This window comes from Burkholderia sp. Ac-20392, assembly GCF_017104585.1.
Taxonomy (GTDB): domain Bacteria; phylum Pseudomonadota; class Gammaproteobacteria; order Burkholderiales; family Burkholderiaceae; genus Burkholderia; species Burkholderia lata.
Genome location: NZ_JAAGPB010000188.1, coordinates 1 through 14,980, shown reverse-complemented (window position 1 = coordinate 14,980; position 14,980 = coordinate 1). Strand labels below are relative to the sequence as shown.

At 67.1% G+C, this 14,980-nt stretch carries 14 protein-coding genes; 4 read left to right on the top strand and 10 right to left on the bottom strand.

From position 1 onward, the window contains the following. Positions 1–205: 205 nt before the first annotated feature. Positions 206–580, bottom strand: coding sequence for a sugar ABC transporter ATPase (locus G3N99_RS20490; protein ID WP_174933641.1), 375 nt, complete (start codon positions 578–580; stop codon positions 206–208). A 267-nt stretch (positions 581–847) separates the two neighbouring features. On the opposite strand from G3N99_RS20490, the gene G3N99_RS20485 reads away from it, so the two are divergent. Then, the gene (locus G3N99_RS20485; RefSeq protein WP_206123313.1) at positions 848–1,828 is read left to right on the top strand and encodes a helix-turn-helix domain-containing GNAT family N-acetyltransferase; all 981 of its coding nucleotides are present in this window, start codon (positions 848–850) and stop codon (positions 1,826–1,828) included. A 76-nt stretch (positions 1,829–1,904) separates the two neighbouring features. Then, a complete protein-coding gene (locus G3N99_RS20480) occupies positions 1,905–2,735 on the top strand; it encodes a lysozyme inhibitor LprI family protein (RefSeq protein ID WP_206123312.1) in 831 nt (276 codons plus the stop codon). A 50-nt stretch (positions 2,736–2,785) separates the two neighbouring features. Here the strand turns inward: G3N99_RS20480 and G3N99_RS20475 are convergent, their stop codons facing one another. Beyond that, on the bottom strand, positions 2,786–3,667 hold the full coding sequence (locus tag G3N99_RS20475; protein WP_206123311.1) for a hypothetical protein: 882 nt from the start codon (positions 3,665–3,667) through the stop codon (positions 2,786–2,788). A gap of 486 nt (positions 3,668–4,153) precedes the next feature. Here G3N99_RS20475 and G3N99_RS20470 point away from each other — a divergent pair, with 486 nt between their 5' ends. Both G3N99_RS20470 and G3N99_RS20465 read left to right on the top strand, forming a co-directional pair. Next, a complete protein-coding gene (locus G3N99_RS20470) occupies positions 4,154–4,375 on the top strand; it encodes a hypothetical protein (RefSeq protein WP_124578798.1) in 222 nt (73 codons plus the stop codon). A gap of 238 nt (positions 4,376–4,613) precedes the next feature. Further along, positions 4,614–5,723, top strand: coding sequence for a polyamine ABC transporter substrate-binding protein (locus tag G3N99_RS20465; protein ID WP_206123316.1), 1,110 nt, complete (start codon positions 4,614–4,616; stop codon positions 5,721–5,723). 79 nt (positions 5,724–5,802) lie between these two features. Here G3N99_RS20465 and G3N99_RS20460 read toward each other — a convergent pair whose 3' ends face one another. From G3N99_RS20460 to G3N99_RS20425, 8 genes are all read right to left on the bottom strand, one after another. After that, positions 5,803–7,020 carry a porin gene (locus G3N99_RS20460; RefSeq protein WP_206123310.1) on the bottom strand — a complete coding sequence of 406 codons (1,218 nt, stop codon included), beginning with the start codon at positions 7,018–7,020 and terminating at the stop codon, positions 5,803–5,805. A 73-nt stretch (positions 7,021–7,093) separates the two neighbouring features. Then, positions 7,094–8,839 (bottom strand): tannase/feruloyl esterase family alpha/beta hydrolase, encoded by a 1,746-nt coding sequence (locus G3N99_RS20455; RefSeq protein ID WP_241011757.1) that lies wholly within the window; start codon positions 8,837–8,839, stop codon positions 7,094–7,096. A gap of 283 nt (positions 8,840–9,122) precedes the next feature. Further along, positions 9,123–9,830 carry a substrate-binding domain-containing protein gene (locus G3N99_RS20450; RefSeq protein ID WP_206123308.1) on the bottom strand — a complete coding sequence of 236 codons (708 nt, stop codon included), beginning with the start codon at positions 9,828–9,830 and terminating at the stop codon, positions 9,123–9,125. A 14-nt stretch (positions 9,831–9,844) separates the two neighbouring features. After that, positions 9,845–10,528, bottom strand: a complete 684-nt coding sequence (gene ligK, locus G3N99_RS20445) for a 4-carboxy-4-hydroxy-2-oxoadipate aldolase/oxaloacetate decarboxylase (RefSeq protein ID WP_174939139.1) — start codon at positions 10,526–10,528, stop codon at positions 9,845–9,847. A gap of 2 nt (positions 10,529–10,530) precedes the next feature. Further along, on the bottom strand, positions 10,531–11,556 hold the full coding sequence (locus G3N99_RS20440; RefSeq protein WP_206123307.1) for an amidohydrolase family protein: 1,026 nt from the start codon (positions 11,554–11,556) through the stop codon (positions 10,531–10,533). A gap of 68 nt (positions 11,557–11,624) precedes the next feature. Next, complete coding sequence (locus tag G3N99_RS20435; protein ID WP_206123315.1) at positions 11,625–12,974, bottom strand: aromatic acid/H+ symport family MFS transporter; 1,350 nt, start codon at positions 12,972–12,974, stop codon at positions 11,625–11,627. Positions 12,975–13,095: 121 nt separating this feature from the next. After that, positions 13,096–14,400, bottom strand: a complete 1,305-nt coding sequence (locus G3N99_RS20430; RefSeq protein WP_206123306.1) for a gallate dioxygenase — start codon at positions 14,398–14,400, stop codon at positions 13,096–13,098. An 81-nt stretch (positions 14,401–14,481) separates the two neighbouring features. After that, positions 14,482–14,946: a hypothetical protein gene (locus tag G3N99_RS20425; RefSeq protein ID WP_307873402.1), complete on the bottom strand. Its 465-nt coding sequence runs from the start codon at positions 14,944–14,946 to the stop codon at positions 14,482–14,484. Positions 14,947–14,980 lie beyond the last annotated feature (34 nt).

Below are 14,980 nucleotides of genomic sequence, written 5' to 3'. Positions count from 1 at the left end.
GCCGTGCTGCCGCGCGTCGATGCCGCGTGGATCGGGCGCGAGGTACGGCTCAGCGACGGCCGGCTGACGCTGGTCGAATAAGCGCGACGCGGTTGCCGCGCGCCTGGGCCTGGGCCTGGGCCTGGGCCTGAGCCTGAGCCTGAGCCTGAGCCTGAGCCTGAGCCTGAGCCTGAGCCTGAGCCTGAGCCTGAGCCTGAGCCGTTACTCAGCGTACCGGCGTGCGGACTACCCCGTCGACCTTCAACGTGCGCCGGTCGTGCGCGGCTTCGTATTCGACCGTCTGCGCGGGCGTGACGGCGCCGTACGAACGGCCGTTCACATAGACGGTGCCGTCGCGCAGCTCGACCCGGTCGCCGTTGACCGTCGCGGTGGCCCGTTCGCCCTGCAGCACCGCGCCCGAACAACCGGCGGTCGAAAAGCTGCGGACCGACGTGCCCGGCATCGCGGCGATCCCGCCCTGATCCGCCGCATGCGCCGCGCTGCAAGGCGGCGCATCCATGCTACCGGCAGCATGGGCCGCGCCGGCGCTGATGCCGCATCCGGCAAGCAACGCGATCGTGATCGGCTTCAGATGGTTCATGGTGAGCTCCATTGTCCGCGGCCGCGGATCGATAACCGGCCGACGCCCGCGTTCGCATCGCAGGCCGTCCGGATACACCCAGTATGCGTCCGGTTCGCGGCACTCCGCCATCCGCGCCAGTACCACCCGCCTCCGCCTCGGTTCACGCCGACTCCGGCCTCCGGAAGCGCCGCCCTCGGCATAACCCGTCCCCCTGAAAATCCACCTTGATCAAGTTGCGACCCGCAACTATTATTGATTGCGATCCGCAACCTTTCCGGGCCAACCATGGACCTCATCGACGCTCCCGCCAAGCCTCGCGAAGCCACCATCCTCGAGCTGCGCGACTTCTCCCGCAAGCTGGTTCGCGAGCTCGGCTTCATGCGCGCGACGCTGGCCGACAGCGACTGGGCGCCTTCGGCCGTGCACGCGATCCTCGAGATCGGGATGGCGCCCGGCATCAACGCCCGCGATCTGGGCAACATCCTGCGGCTGGACAAGTCGAACACGAGCCGGCAGCTCGCGCGGCTCGAAGCGGCCGGGGTCGTGGAGCGGCACGTGTCGAGCGACGATGCGCGCGCGATCGAGTTGTACCTGACCGCCGACGGAAAAAAGCTCCAGAAGCGCATCGACACGTTCGCGACGGACCAGGTATCGAATGCGCTGCGCCGCATGGTGCCCGCCGACCAGCAGGCACTGCTGCGCTCGCTCGCGCTGTATGCCGATGCGCTCGCGCAGGACAACGCCGCCAAGGCGCCTGACGCGACACTCGATGCGCCATCGATCCGCGAAGGCTACCAACCGGGTTGTATCGGCGACATTGCGGGCCTTCACGCGCGCTTTTATTCGGAGCACTGGGGCTTCGGCGCTTTTTTCGAAAAACGCGTGGCGACCGAGCTGGCCGAGTTCGCCGGTGCGCTGCCGGCTGACGGCAGGGCGCTCTGGCTGTGTCAGGAAGACGGGCGGACGCTCGCGTCGCTCGCGATCGACGGCGCCCCGGCAACGGGCGTCGCGCACCTGCGCTGGTTCATCGTGAACGATGCGCTGCGCGGGTCGGGCATCGGCCGCCGGCTCATGACGGAAGCCATCCGCTTCGTCGACGCGCAGAGGTTTCGCGAAACCTACCTGTGGACGTTCAAGGGACTGGATTCGGCGCGCCATCTGTACGAGTCGTTCGGCTTCACACTGACCAACGAATCCGCGGGCACGCATTGGGGAACCGAGGTGGTCGAGCAACGCTTCAGCCGGCCGGGGCCGTCGGGCGGTTGAGGGTCGACGGGACGTCTCCGTTTTCGCTGCGCATGCCCTTGTAGTTCTTCTCGCCCCGCCAACCAGGACGCCCGGCATGTTTGAACGTCTCACCGCCCTCGCGCTCTGCGCATTCGTCATCGTGCCGGCCGCCGTTGCCGCACCCGGCGTCGACCCGATCGACCGGAAAATGACGCTTTGCCTGGACGACCCCGCGCACGCATCGACAGCGGGTCAGGACGAATGCATCGACGAAGCAGGCCGTGCATGGGACGAGCGTCTCAACGCCAGCTATCGCGCGTTGCAGGCGTCATTGCCCGCTGCCGACCGCCCGGTGCTGCTGCACGCGCAACGCGCGTGGCTCGCACGCCGCGACGCCGACCTGAAGCTGATCGGCGCGGTCTACGCGACGACGCGCGGCACGATGTACGCACCGATGAATGCAAACGACGTGATGCGTGTGACGCGACAACGCGCGCTGACGCTACGGCGATTCGAATCGGATCGCACGACGCCCGGCTTCGACCTGACCGGCCGCCTGACGCCGATGACCAATGCGAAGCCCGAGCGCGTCACAACCGTCCCGCAACGCGGCGCGCGCTTCGAACGCGAGCATTGCGCTGCGCTGTCGGGCCTCGATGCGCTGGGCCGCTGCGCGGCACAGGCCACGCCGCTGTACAGGCAGGATATCGACGACATGACTCGCGTCATCGAACGTCGCCTGCCGCGCGCGTCGCGCGAGGCCATGCGAATGTCGTCGCAGAAATGGCAGGCGTTCGTCGCCGCCCAGCCGCCGCTGATCGGTGCGCTCTACCCGACGACCGATCCCGCGCGCGTATCACCGCAGGTCGCGATCGAACTACGCGACGAAGCCGCCTCGCGCCTGCAGCAACTCGTGTACGCAGCGGACAAGATCGACGCCGATTGACGCAGCGGTGCGATGCCGGCACGCATGAAGTTCCGCGCGCGGCAGACGCATCACTTGATACGCTGCACGCGCACGATGCCCCAGACGAGCATGGCGGTCACGACGGCAGTCACGACAATCGCGAGCCAGATCGACTTCGTCGTGATCCACGTCCCGATGAACACGGCCGCAAAGACGCAGGCCGCGCCCCATTCGAGCACGTTGTCCAGCCGGTTTCTCGGCCGATAGCGCGGCTTGTCTTCCGTATCGCGCGGAATCGGCGCCGCCTGCCTCGCGCGCGGCGCGCAGGCGGGAAACACATCGGCCAGCGCATGGCTCGGCCACGGGTGAATATCGGCATGCGCGTCGCCCGATCCCGTCACCCGCCATACGGCGTCGGCATCCGGCGCACGACGCAGTTCCTCGATCTCGCGGGCCAGGCCCGCACAGGGTTCCTTCTGCCGCTCCAGCATCGCGACCTGCGCGAGTTCGGTTGCGAACGCATTCATGTCGTCGTGCGCGATCGGCAATCCGCTCGTGCGAACCAGCACGAATTCCCCGAATGCAGTCGCAACGTAGTCGACGAATGCGTCGTAGATCGAACGATAGCGCTCGCCGAGCTGATCGACGAGGTTGTCCCGGCGTGCGGCCGCGCGTGCCAGCGCGCTCGCCTTCGTCGTGACGAGATACGGATAGCGCGCGTCGCGTTCCTCGGGCGTCGCGCCTTCCAGATATTCATCGAGTTCGTCAGCCTGGTCTTCCGGATCAAAATCGTCGATGCGATAGGCGAAGCGCACGTCGTCGGGCCCGAACAGCACGCGCCAGAACAGCGGGACGAACGCGTTCGCTTCGAGCGACGGGCCGCCCGCCGCGAAATAGGCGTGCAATTCGCCTTTGCGGCCTTCAGGCATGCGCGGCCACGGCGGGCTCTCCAGAAACACGGGATGGGACATATCGCGGGCCCCCAGTCGGGATGATCGGATGGTTGTCTTTTTCGGAACGACTTTCACCAACGCACGACAGGCCGACGCATTCTGTCCGACTTTACAAGCCTTGTCATCAGGGTCTTTCGACGGCCTTTCCGACGATCATCGGTTGGCGATCCGGGCTGCAAGCCGTCGAATATTCTCATCACTTCGAGCATATCCCGACCCGCAAAAACAGCGTTGGGTGCGCGATTTTCCCGTCATCGCCATCGCGCGAGACGTGCCCATCGGCCGTCCAATCACTAGGGAAAATCCGGAGACATCCTTACAGCGATTTACCTGATGATTCATGGAAGCGTCATGTTTAAACGATTCAACTGCCCGACAAGCTTTCAATTCACGTCACGAAGCCGATGCCGCCGCGCGGCAAACGCGATGACCGAAAACTGGAGCGACAGTCGCTGGAGAATCGTCAGGTGTTCAATACTTTCAACAACCCGGTCGAGAGTAATCGTGAGATTCCGTGGCCCGCTGGTGCGGTGGAGACGAGGCGATGCGCGAAACCTGCGCGCTACGATCGCGTCCTCCGACGACAGTGACGGCTGGCAAAGCCCTCGTCTGCCTCTGTCGATCTACACCATCCTGTCGCGCCGCTCCGTTCGCCGCCACAACGCCGTCGCCGCGCGCGCCTATGTCGCGATCCATACCGACGACGTGGCATCGCTGCTGCCTTAGCGCCCCCCTTTCCCTGACTCCGTTCGACCTGCTCGCCGTGTCGCCCGACCGGTGACGGGATCGGCTCGCGCTTCGCTTTCTCGCGCGCCGGATCGTACTCGAACGGACTCCTGATCACCGTGCACCTCGCTCGCTCACCGCGAGCGGCGGTCGCGCACGCCCGCTTCATCCGATGCACCATCGCGCAACGATCCGCCCCTCGCGGATCGACACGCGCACTGAAATGGAAGACTACGTCATGCGAATCCGCACGCTTCGCCGCGCCATTGCAACCGCCGCCATCCTGTCGGCCGCCGCGGCCGCCGGCACGACCGCCCACGCGGCCGGCGAACTGAACATCTACAACTGGTCCGACTACATCGCGCCGGACACGATCCCGACCTTCCAGAAGCAGACGGGCCTCCACGTCCGCTACGACAACTACGACAGCGACGACACGCTGCAGGCGAAACTGATGTCGGGGAATTCCGGCTACGACATCGTCGTGCCGACGTCGAACTACATGGCCAAGCAGATCCAGGCGAGCGTCTACCAGCCGCTCGACAAGTCGAAGCTGCCGAACCTGTCGAATCTCGATCCGCTGCTGATGAAGATGGTCGCCGATGCCGATCCGGGCAACCAGTACGGCGTGCCGTGGGCATATGGCACCGACGGCATCGGCTACAACGTGCAGGCCGTGAAGAAGGTGCTCGGCGACAAGGCGCCGGTCGACAGCTGGGCGCTGGTGTTCGATCCGGCCAACATGGCCAAGCTGAAAAGCTGCGGCGTGTCGTTCCTCGACCAGGCCGTCGACGTGTTCGCAGCCACGCTGCAGTACATGGGCAAGGATCCGAACAGCACGAACCCGGCCGATTACCGTGCGGCATACGAGGTGCTGAAGAAGGTGCGCCCGTACATCACGCAGTTCAACTCGTCGGGCTACATCAACGATCTCGCGAACAACGACCTGTGCGTGGCGTTCGGCTATTCGGGCGACGTCGGCATCGCGCACCGTCGCACCGCCGAAGCGAAACGCCCGTACGAGATCCGCTTCGCGAACCCGAAGGAAGGCGGGCTGCTGTGGTTCGACATGATGGTGATCCCGAAGGACGCGCCGAACCGGGACGCCGCGCTGAAGTGGATCAACTACGTGCAGGATCCGAAGGTCAACGCCGGCATCACCAACGCGGTGTTCTATCCGACCGCGAACAAGGCCGCGCGCCAGTACGTGAAGCCCGCGATATCACGCGATCCGTCGGTGTATCCAGCCGACGAGGTGCTGAGCAAGATGACGCTGCTCAAGCCGATGCCGCCCGAGATTCGCCGGCTGCAGAACCGGCTGTGGGCGCAGTTGAAGACGGGCCGCTGAGCGCCATCGCGTGACGTGACGTGACGTGACGCCGCGCCTCCGACCGTCCAGGCCGGAGGCGCATGCGGTCACCTCCGCATCAGAACCGGTGGATGATCCCCGCGCCGATTCCGAACTGGTTGCCGGTCGACGACGGCGCCGTGTTGAACCCGTCGCCCAGCGTCGCGGTCGCGTCGACGATGCTGCCCGCGCCGCTCGTGCCGAGCGTCTTGCCCTTCGCGTGCTGGTACGCTTCGAGCAGGTACAGCCCCGTGCGCTTCGACAGCGAGTAGTACTGCGACAGGTTGAACTGGTGATACTGCGCACTGTCGGTGATGCCGTTCGATTCCGTCGCACGCGTGTACGCATAGCCCGCGCCGAAATCCCAAACTGCCGACGGCTTCCAGTGCAGCACCGCGCCGGCCGTATTGAAGATCGCGGTATTGAAGAACTTCGACGCCGCACCCGGGATGTACTCCGTGTTGGTGTACGTCGCCGTCGCGTCCCACGCATCGCTGAACCGGTAGCTCAGGCCCACCGCGAACCGCTGCTGCGCCTTCGCGGTCTGGTAGCCGTTCGTGACCGCCGACACGCCGATCTGCGAACCGCCGTTCGACGTCGTCGAGTTCGCGCCCCACGCGCCGCCGGCCGTGTTCGAGTTGTTCACGCGCTCGAACGCGACGCCGGCGCCGAACGGGCCCGCCGCGTACTGGATGCCGGTCGCCCACGTCGAGCCCGCGTTCGTGCTGCCGGCCACGCCGCCGAGCGAGTAGGACCCGCTCAGCGTCACGCCGTACCATTTCGGCGACGTGTACTCGATCGTGTTGTTCGCGCGGTAGATCGTGTCGAGCCCGTCGACGTCGCCCGGGTGTGCGCCGTAGTAGCCGGTGATCCACGTGGTCGGGCTGAACGGCGACATCGTCTGGTAATACGACGCATATTGCCGGCCGGCGGTCAGCGTGCCGTACGTGGCGTTGGTCAGCCCGACCCACGCCTGGCGCCCGAAGATCGCGTCGGTGTACTGCGCGGCGCCGGTCGCCGAGTTGAAGCCCGATTCGAGCGTGAAGATCGCCTTCGTGCCGCCGCCGAGATCCTCGCTGCCCTTCAGCCCGAAGCGGCTGCCGGCCCACACGCCCTGGTTCATCCTGACGACCGACTTCCCGCCGCTCGTCGAGCCGACCGTCGTCGCGTTGCTCTGGTAGCCGATGCCGTTGTCGACGATCCCGTACAGCATGACGCTGCTCTGCGCGAACGCTGGCGCGACAGCGGCCAGCGCGACGCCGGACGTCAGCGCCATCCGCAATGCCTGTTGCTTCATGTATCCGTCTCCTTCCTTGTCTTCTCGAGTGAATGAATTGTCTTGATGGCTGCGTGCCGCCTGCTCACGGACGTTACGGACGGTACGCACGCCAGCCGTTGCCGCCCGTGCAGACGAGCTGCGAACCACTGACCCGGCACTGCGCCTCGTAGCCCGGCGAGTACAGCCATTCGCCGGCCCAGTGCAGGTCGACGTATGGATCGGCCTTCGGCGTATCGGCGACGAAGTTCGCCGCGTCGTCGGTGCTGCCGCTGCCCGTGTAGCGCGCGGTGGCCGGATACGGAAACACCGGGCGCGTGCGCGTCGTGTTGCCGTTCGCATCGACGATCGACGCGACGATCCTGCCGGGCGTCGCGCCCGTTTCGGTCCACGCCATCAGCGGCGTGAGGACGTCGAACACGTCCGGCCCCTGACCGCCGCCGCAGTGCGCAACGCCCGGGAACAGGTAGAAGCGCGCGAAGCGGTCGACCTGCGCGTCGCCCATGGTCTTCTTCATCGCTTCGTAATACGCGATGCTCGAACGCGGCGAGATGTGCTGATCCTCGAGCCCATGCCACAGCAGCAGCTTGCCGCCGCGGCCGGCGAAGTGGCCGAGATCCGGATCGGTCGCGGCCAGGTAGTTCGACACCGGCACCGTCTTCGCGAATGCGTCGAGCGTGAACTTCAGGTCGCCGATCGTCGCGGACGGGTACGACGCGTTGTAGTAGTCGAGATAGCGCAGGAACGGCAGCACGAAGCTGATCGTGCCGCTCGGCGCGGTGGCGGTTGCCGGCACGAACAGGCTCCAGTTCAGCTCCGAGCCCCATTCGCGCGACACGAGCGGTTCGAGACGCGTGCCGTTCGCCGTGGTTGCGCCTTCGTGGATGCGGCGCACGACGTCGGCTTCCTGCGGCGTCAGGCACGTCGCGGTCGATTGACCGGCCGCGCACACGAGCGTCGCGGGATCGAACCGGCACGCGCGCGGGTTGTCGATCACGCCGTCGACCACGCCATCGAGCCCGTCGCACGCCTTGAGCACCGCCGCATGCAGCATCGGCAGCTTGCCGGCGAGCAGGATCGCATTGCCCGTCTTCGGGTCCGTGTTGACCGCGGCCGGCCATGCGTGATGGAACGTGTTCTGCACGATCAGGTCGTTCGCGGGCGCGCCGGCCGCGATGCCGTCGAAATCGTCGGGAAAGCGCTGCGCTTCCATCAGCGCTTCGCGGCCGCCGTCCGAGCAGCCGTCGAAGTACGCATAGCGCGCGGGCCGCGCGTAGAACTTGCCGATGATCGCCTTGGCCACTTGCGCGGTGGCATGCTCGGCGCGATACGCGAAGTCGAGCTTCGCCTTCGGGTCGAGCGCCCATGCACCGTCGTTACCGCCTTCGTGGCCCATGTCGGTCGCGGCCATCGCGATCGTCCCGTTGGTCACCGGCACGCAGGTCGACGCCATCGGCGCATTGACCGACAGGTTGCCGCACAGTCCGCCGCAGCCCGTCTGCAGATAGCGTTGCGTCCAGCCCTGCGTCGGCAGCTGCAGTTCGAACAGCGACGCGCCCGGCCCGATCGTACCTTTCACGTCGCACACGGGCGCCGGCAATGTGTTGTTGCCGACGACCGTGCCGGCGGGCAGCAGCACCGCCGACGTGATCGTGACAGTGCCGTCGGTCACGCCGCTCAGGTCGAGCGCCGCGACGGCCGGGCACGACATCGCGGGCATCACCGCCGGAAGATTCGCGAGGCCGCCGGCTGCGTTCGCCGCGTTCGACCAGCCGGCCAGCATCGCGCACAATCCCATCATGCCGATCGCCAGCATCCGGATCAGCGCATCGCGCCGCATGCCTGCCGCGCGACGCCACGCGCGCACGCTCCACCCTGCCCTGCAGTTCGTCTGCATTTCCGTCTCCTGTCGTTCTGGTTGGCTTGCCGCATCGTCGTCAGGTGGCGATGCGGCGACTTCACGAAACGTCTGCGATACCTCGTGTGAATCGAACCTTCATGCGACCATCTTCTTCATCAGCATAACTAAGCTCAATGCGTACACGCGTTGCGAAGACGACCGATTCCCATCTGATCCGTTTATCGATTCCGGCGCGCCACTGCCGCGCCGGCGCCGCTCGGCCCTACGCCGGCTCCATCCCGTGTTCGCGCTTGACGCGATCGGCCCGCGGCGATGCCAGGTAAGCAAGAAACCGTGCGGCAGCCGCGCGATCGCGTGCCGTGCGGCACACCGCTGCGGAAAACACCGTGACGGCCTGAACGGCTTCCGGCAACACACCGACGACGTCGATGCCCGGCACCTGCATCAGCTCGCTCAACTGCTGGAAACCGAGGTCGACGTTGCCCGCCGCGATCAGCTCGCCAACCGGCACGCCGGGCGGCGCCTGGACGATGCGCGGCGCGATCGCGTCCGCGATGCCCCAGCGCGCGAACAGGCGATTCAGGTGCGCCCCGCTCGGCCCCGTCGAATACCCGATCCGGCCCGCGCGCAGGATCGCGTCGCGCACCTCCGCTTCGGTGCCGATCTCCGGCCGCGCCGTGCCTGTCGCCACCGCAACGGCGATGCCCGAGCGCGCGACATCCACCCGGCTGCTCACGTCGACATGGCCATCAGCCGCAAGCCGCTCGATCGCGTCGGCTGCAAGCACGACGAAATCGAACGGCTCGCCGGCCCGCACGCGCCGCGCCGCGTCGACACCGCCGACCGACGTGATCGACACGCGACACCCCGTTTCGTCCGCATGGGCGGCCGCCAGTCGCGCCAGCACCGGCCGCGTCGCCATCGACGAAATGCCGGTGACGGCCGTCGCCGCACACGCGGTCTGCGTCATCTCCGCCGCCCCCATCAGTCGATATAGCGCAGGCCGGCCTGGCGCAGCGGCTCGCGCATGTCATACATGTCGAGGCCCAGCACGCCCGACGCGAGCTTCGCGCGCTTCGCGGCTTCGTTCGTCTCGCGAGCGATCGCCTTGTCGAGCACGTCGGCGGCTCGCGCGGCCGGTACCACGACCACACCATCGTCGTCCGCGACGATCACGTCGCCGGGATGGACCAGCGCACCCGCGCACACGACGGGCACGTTCACCGAACCGAGCGTCGCCTTGATCGTGCCTTTCGCGGAAATCGCCTTGCTCCACACCGGGAACTGCATCGCGTCGAGCACCGCGACATCGCGCACGCCCGCGTCGATGATCAGCGCCTGCGCGCCGCGCGCCTTGAAGCTCGTCGCGAGCAAGTCGCCGAAATAGCCGTCGGTGCAGTCGGCGGTGATCGCCGCGACGACCACGTCGCCCGGCCGGATCTGCTCGGCCGCGACGTGCATCATCCAGTTGTCGCCCGGATGCAGCAGCACGGTGACGGCCGTGCCGGACGCCAGCGCGCGCGGGTAGATCGGCCGCATGTACGGCTTCATCAGGCCGGTGCGGCCCATCGCCTCGTGCACCGTCGCCGAGCCGAGCGCACCGAGCCGCGCGGCGACGTCCGCGTTCGCGCGGTGGATCGTGCGGTAAACCACGCCGAGTTCGTTCATGATCACTGCCCCTTCGCTTTCAGTTGTGCATCCAGGCGCGGATAGACGCGCCGGGCATTGCCTTCGTAGATCTTGTGCCGCGCTTGCGGATCGAGCGACGACGCGTCGATGTAGCGCTTCGTGTCGTCGTAGTAGTGGCCTGTGTCGGGATCGATCCCGCGCACCGCGCCGATCATCTCGCTCGCGAACAGGATGTTGTCGACCGGAATCACGCCGGTCAGCAGGTCGATGCCGGGCTGGTGATACACGCACGTGTCGAAGAACACGTTGTTCAGCAGGTGATCCTTCAGCAGCGGCTTCTTCAGCTCCTGCGCGAGCCCGCGAAACCGTCCCCAGTGATACGGCACCGCGCCGCCGCCATGCGGAATCACGAAGCGCAGCGTCGGGAAATCGCGGAACAGGTCGGAAGTCAGGCACTGCATGAAGGCGGTCGTATCGGCGTTCAGGTAGTGCGCGCCCGTCGTATGGAAGCACGCGTTGCAGCTCGTGCTCACGTGGATCATCGCGGGAATGTCGTACTCGACCATCTTCTCGTAGACCGGGTACCAGTAGCGGTCCGACAGCGGCGGGCTGGTCCAGTGGCCGCCGGACGGATCGGGATTCAGGTTGATCGCGACGTTGCCGTATTCGTCGACGCACCGGATCAGCTCCGGAAGGCAGGTCGCGACATCCACGCCGGGGCTCTGCGGCAGCATCGCGGCCGGCACGAAGTGATCGGGAAACAGCTGGTGCACGCGGTGGCACAGCTCGTTGCACACGGCCGCCCACGTGCTCGACACGCTGAAATCGCCGATGTGATGCGCCATGAAACTCGCGCGCGGGCTGAAGATCGTCAAGTCGAGGCCGCGTTCGCGCATCAGCCTGAGCTGGTTGAGCTCGATCGATTCGCGCAGCTCGTCGTCGCCGATATGCAGCTCGGAGACTTTCGGCCGCTCCGACGGGCTGTTGATCGCCGCGACCTGGCGATTGCGCCACGCCTCCAGCGCCTTCGGCGCGGTGGTGTAGTGGCCGTGAATGTCGATGATCATTGCAACTCCTGCGTGTGATGACGTGTTCCGCCGCCTGCCGGCCGCCGCGCCGGTTCGGCGCGGCGCGCTCAGTGCGCCGGGTTTTCCAGTTCCTGCGGTTCGGGCGCGGGGATGCGCTGCGACGTCATGATCGCGATCGCGGCCAACGTGGCCGGCACCGCGAGCATCGACAGGATCGCGTCGAACTTCCAGCCGAGCCCCAGCAGCGCACCGCCGATCGCGGAGCCGAAAATGCTGCCGAAGCGCCCCATTCCGAGCATCCAGCTCACGCCGGTGGCCCGTGCGACCGTCGGGTAGCGTCCCGGCGCATACGCGTTCAGCCCCGTCTGCGCGCCGCTCATGCAGAAGCCGGCCGCGAACACCAGCAGCGCGAGCGACGACGACAGCGCCCCGGCCCATGCGAGCACGGCCACGCACAGCCCGCCGCCGAGATACGCGGCGCCGATCACCGGCGCCGGCCGCACCTTGTCCATCAGCCAGCCGACGCCGATCGCGCCGATCGTGCCGCCGATCTGGAACATCGCGGTCACGTTCGCGGCCGTGCTGACGGACAGGCCCGCATCCTTGATCAGCGTCGGCAGCCAGCCCGTCAGCAGGTAGATCACCAGCAGGCCCATGAAATACGTAATCCACAGCGACACGGTGACGAACCCGTAGCCTTGCGAGAACAGCACGCCGATCGGCCTGCGCGTCGGCAGCGGCGGCTCGTTCGACACGAAGGTTTCGTTGCCGGCGAACTGCCCGCCGCATACGCGGTTCAGCAACGCGGCGATGCGCTGCGACGGCGCGCCACGCACGGCCAGCAGCCGGGCCGATTCGGGCAGCAGCCACAACTGCAGCGGAATCAGCAGCAGCGGCAGCGTGCCGCCGAACAGCAGCACCGCGCGCCAGCCGTGCAGCGGAATCAGCCAGCCCGCGACGAACCCGATCAGCGCCGAGCCGAGATTGAAGCCCGTGAACATCACGGTGATCATCAGCGCGCGCATCCGCTTCGGCGCGTACTCCGACAGCAGCGTCGTCGTGTTCGGCATCGCCGCGCCGAGGCCGATGCCCGTCAGCAGCCGCAGCATCGCCATCTCGAACGGCGTGTGCGCCTGGGCCGTCACGATCGTGAACACGCCGAACAGGAACACCGACGCGATCAGCACGCGCTTGCGCCCGAACCGGTCCGCGCTCGGGCCGGCCACCAGCGCGCCGATCACCAGGCCGATCGGCGCCGCGCTCATCACGAGCCCGAACTCGGGCCGCGAGATCGCCCAGTCATGGATGATCGACGGCGCGATGAAACCCATGATCGCGACGTCCATCCCGTCGGCGATCACGACGAGGCAGCACAGCACGACCAGCAGCCACTGATAGCGTGTCACCGGCCGGTCGTCGATGAACGACTTGATGTCGATTGCCTTTCCGCTTCCCATCATGTCTCTCCTGTCTCCTTGGCGACGAACGTTCATATCGATTCGTCATCCTATTTATATGGCCTAGTATGGCGCCGAACTCCCGAAGCGAAGGCGCATGGTCACGCGCCTTCGTCACCCGTCACGTGTTGTGCGGCGGCTCCGCGCCGTCCCAGCCGAGCGGTCCCGCACTCTTGCCCGCCACCGAATACAGCGCGCCAGGCGCGTTCCGGGTGCGCTGGAACGCCTCCAGCGATTCGCCGCGCATCGCCGCGTAGATGTGCAGGTTCGAGACGCCCGTCACCGCACCGAGCTTCTCCAGCAGGAAGAAGATCACGCCGTAACGCAGCAGGCCCGGCCAGTCGCGCCGGCGGATCAGGTCGCGTTCCTGCTCGCTGAGGCCGGCCGCGTCGAAGCTCGCCTCGGGGTCGCTCAGAAACAGCGCGCGATGCGCGGGCTCGATCATCCGGTGCAGATAGTCGTTGATCCGGTACGCGTCGACGGCCTTCGCGATCGTGAACGGATAGGTGCCCGGCAGCTGCTCGACGCCGGCGAGCTCGGCCGCGATCCGCTGCCGGTGCCGTTCGGCCGCCGCCGTGTCGATGTCGGTATCCGCCGGCTCGTAGACGGCCGTCGCGATGCCGGTCATCGACGGCAGGTAGTAGCTGCGATGCCGGCACACGACACCGGCCGGCAACGCGCCGCGCATCGTCAGCCACATCACGACCTCGGCGCCTTCGTAGCCGCCGAGCGTCGCGTATTCGGCGAGCGGCATGCCGGCGAGACGTTCGGGATCGCGCTCGAGCAGGTCGAGAAAGCGCTCGTCCCATTCGGGATGGTTGAAGCCCGCGCGTTCGCCGTGCACCTGGTGCGACAGCCCGCCCGTCGCGACGATCGCGACGCGCAGATCCTCCGGATAGCTTTCGATCGCCCGGCGCAGCGCCTGGCCGAGCCGGTAGAAACGGCGCGCGGACGGCACCGGCAACTGCAGCACGCCCATTTGCAGCGGCACCAGCCGCACCGGCCAGTCGGGCTGGTGCGGGCACAGCACCGACAGCGGCGAGAAGCAGCCGTGATCGAGCGGCTTGTTCTGGAAGAACGACATGTCGAACTCGTCGGCCATCAGCGACTGGCCGATGTGCGCCGCAAACGCCGGGTGCCCGGCGATCGGCGGCAGGTCGCGCGCGCCGCCGCCTTCGTCGGCCGGATGCCACTGCGGCCCGACGCCAAGGGCGAACGCCGAGTAGTGATCGAAGAAGAACGACGTGACGTGGTCGTTGTAGATGAACAGCAGCACGTCGGGGCGCCGGTCGGCGAGCCACCCGGCCAGCGGCGCGAAGTTCTCGAAGATCGGCGCCCACACGGGGTCGTCGCGCTTGTTCTTGTCGAACGCAAACCCGATCGTGGGCGTGTGGGAGGCCGCGATGCCCCCGATGATCCGTGCCATGCCAATGCTCCTTCGTGTTGCTCGAGTGCGGCCCGGCCCGCCCGGCCGTCCGCGACAGAATGAATGGTGTGCGTCCGCTGGCTACGCGAAGCCGCGCGGTTGTGGTGCCAGGCTGCGCTTGACGACCAGCGCGAGCGGGACGGTGAAGACAAAGTGCGACATGAACCCGCCGATGATCACGTTCGGGTCGAAGTAGTTCGGGTGGTTGCTCGACGCGATCATGATCATCACGTGCATCACGATCCACGCGACGATCGCGAAGAACAGCGCGACGAACGTCGCTTCGAAGCCGCGCCGGCGGAACCACGGCCAGATCGCCGCGAACACGATGCCCCACGCCATCGCGAACGCGAAATGAATCGCGGTGCCGATGAAATACGACCCGATGCCGAGCGCGTCCTGCACGCCCTTGCCGAACACGAGCCCCGTCGCATTGCGCGGGATGCCGGCCAGCGGCATCAGGTGCTGCGCGCCGACCCAGACCAGCGCCTCGTAAACCCAGATCAGCACCGCGCCGGCCACGCCGCCGCGAACGCCCGCGCGCACCGTGTCCGCCCACGCGGCCCGGTTCGGCGATGCA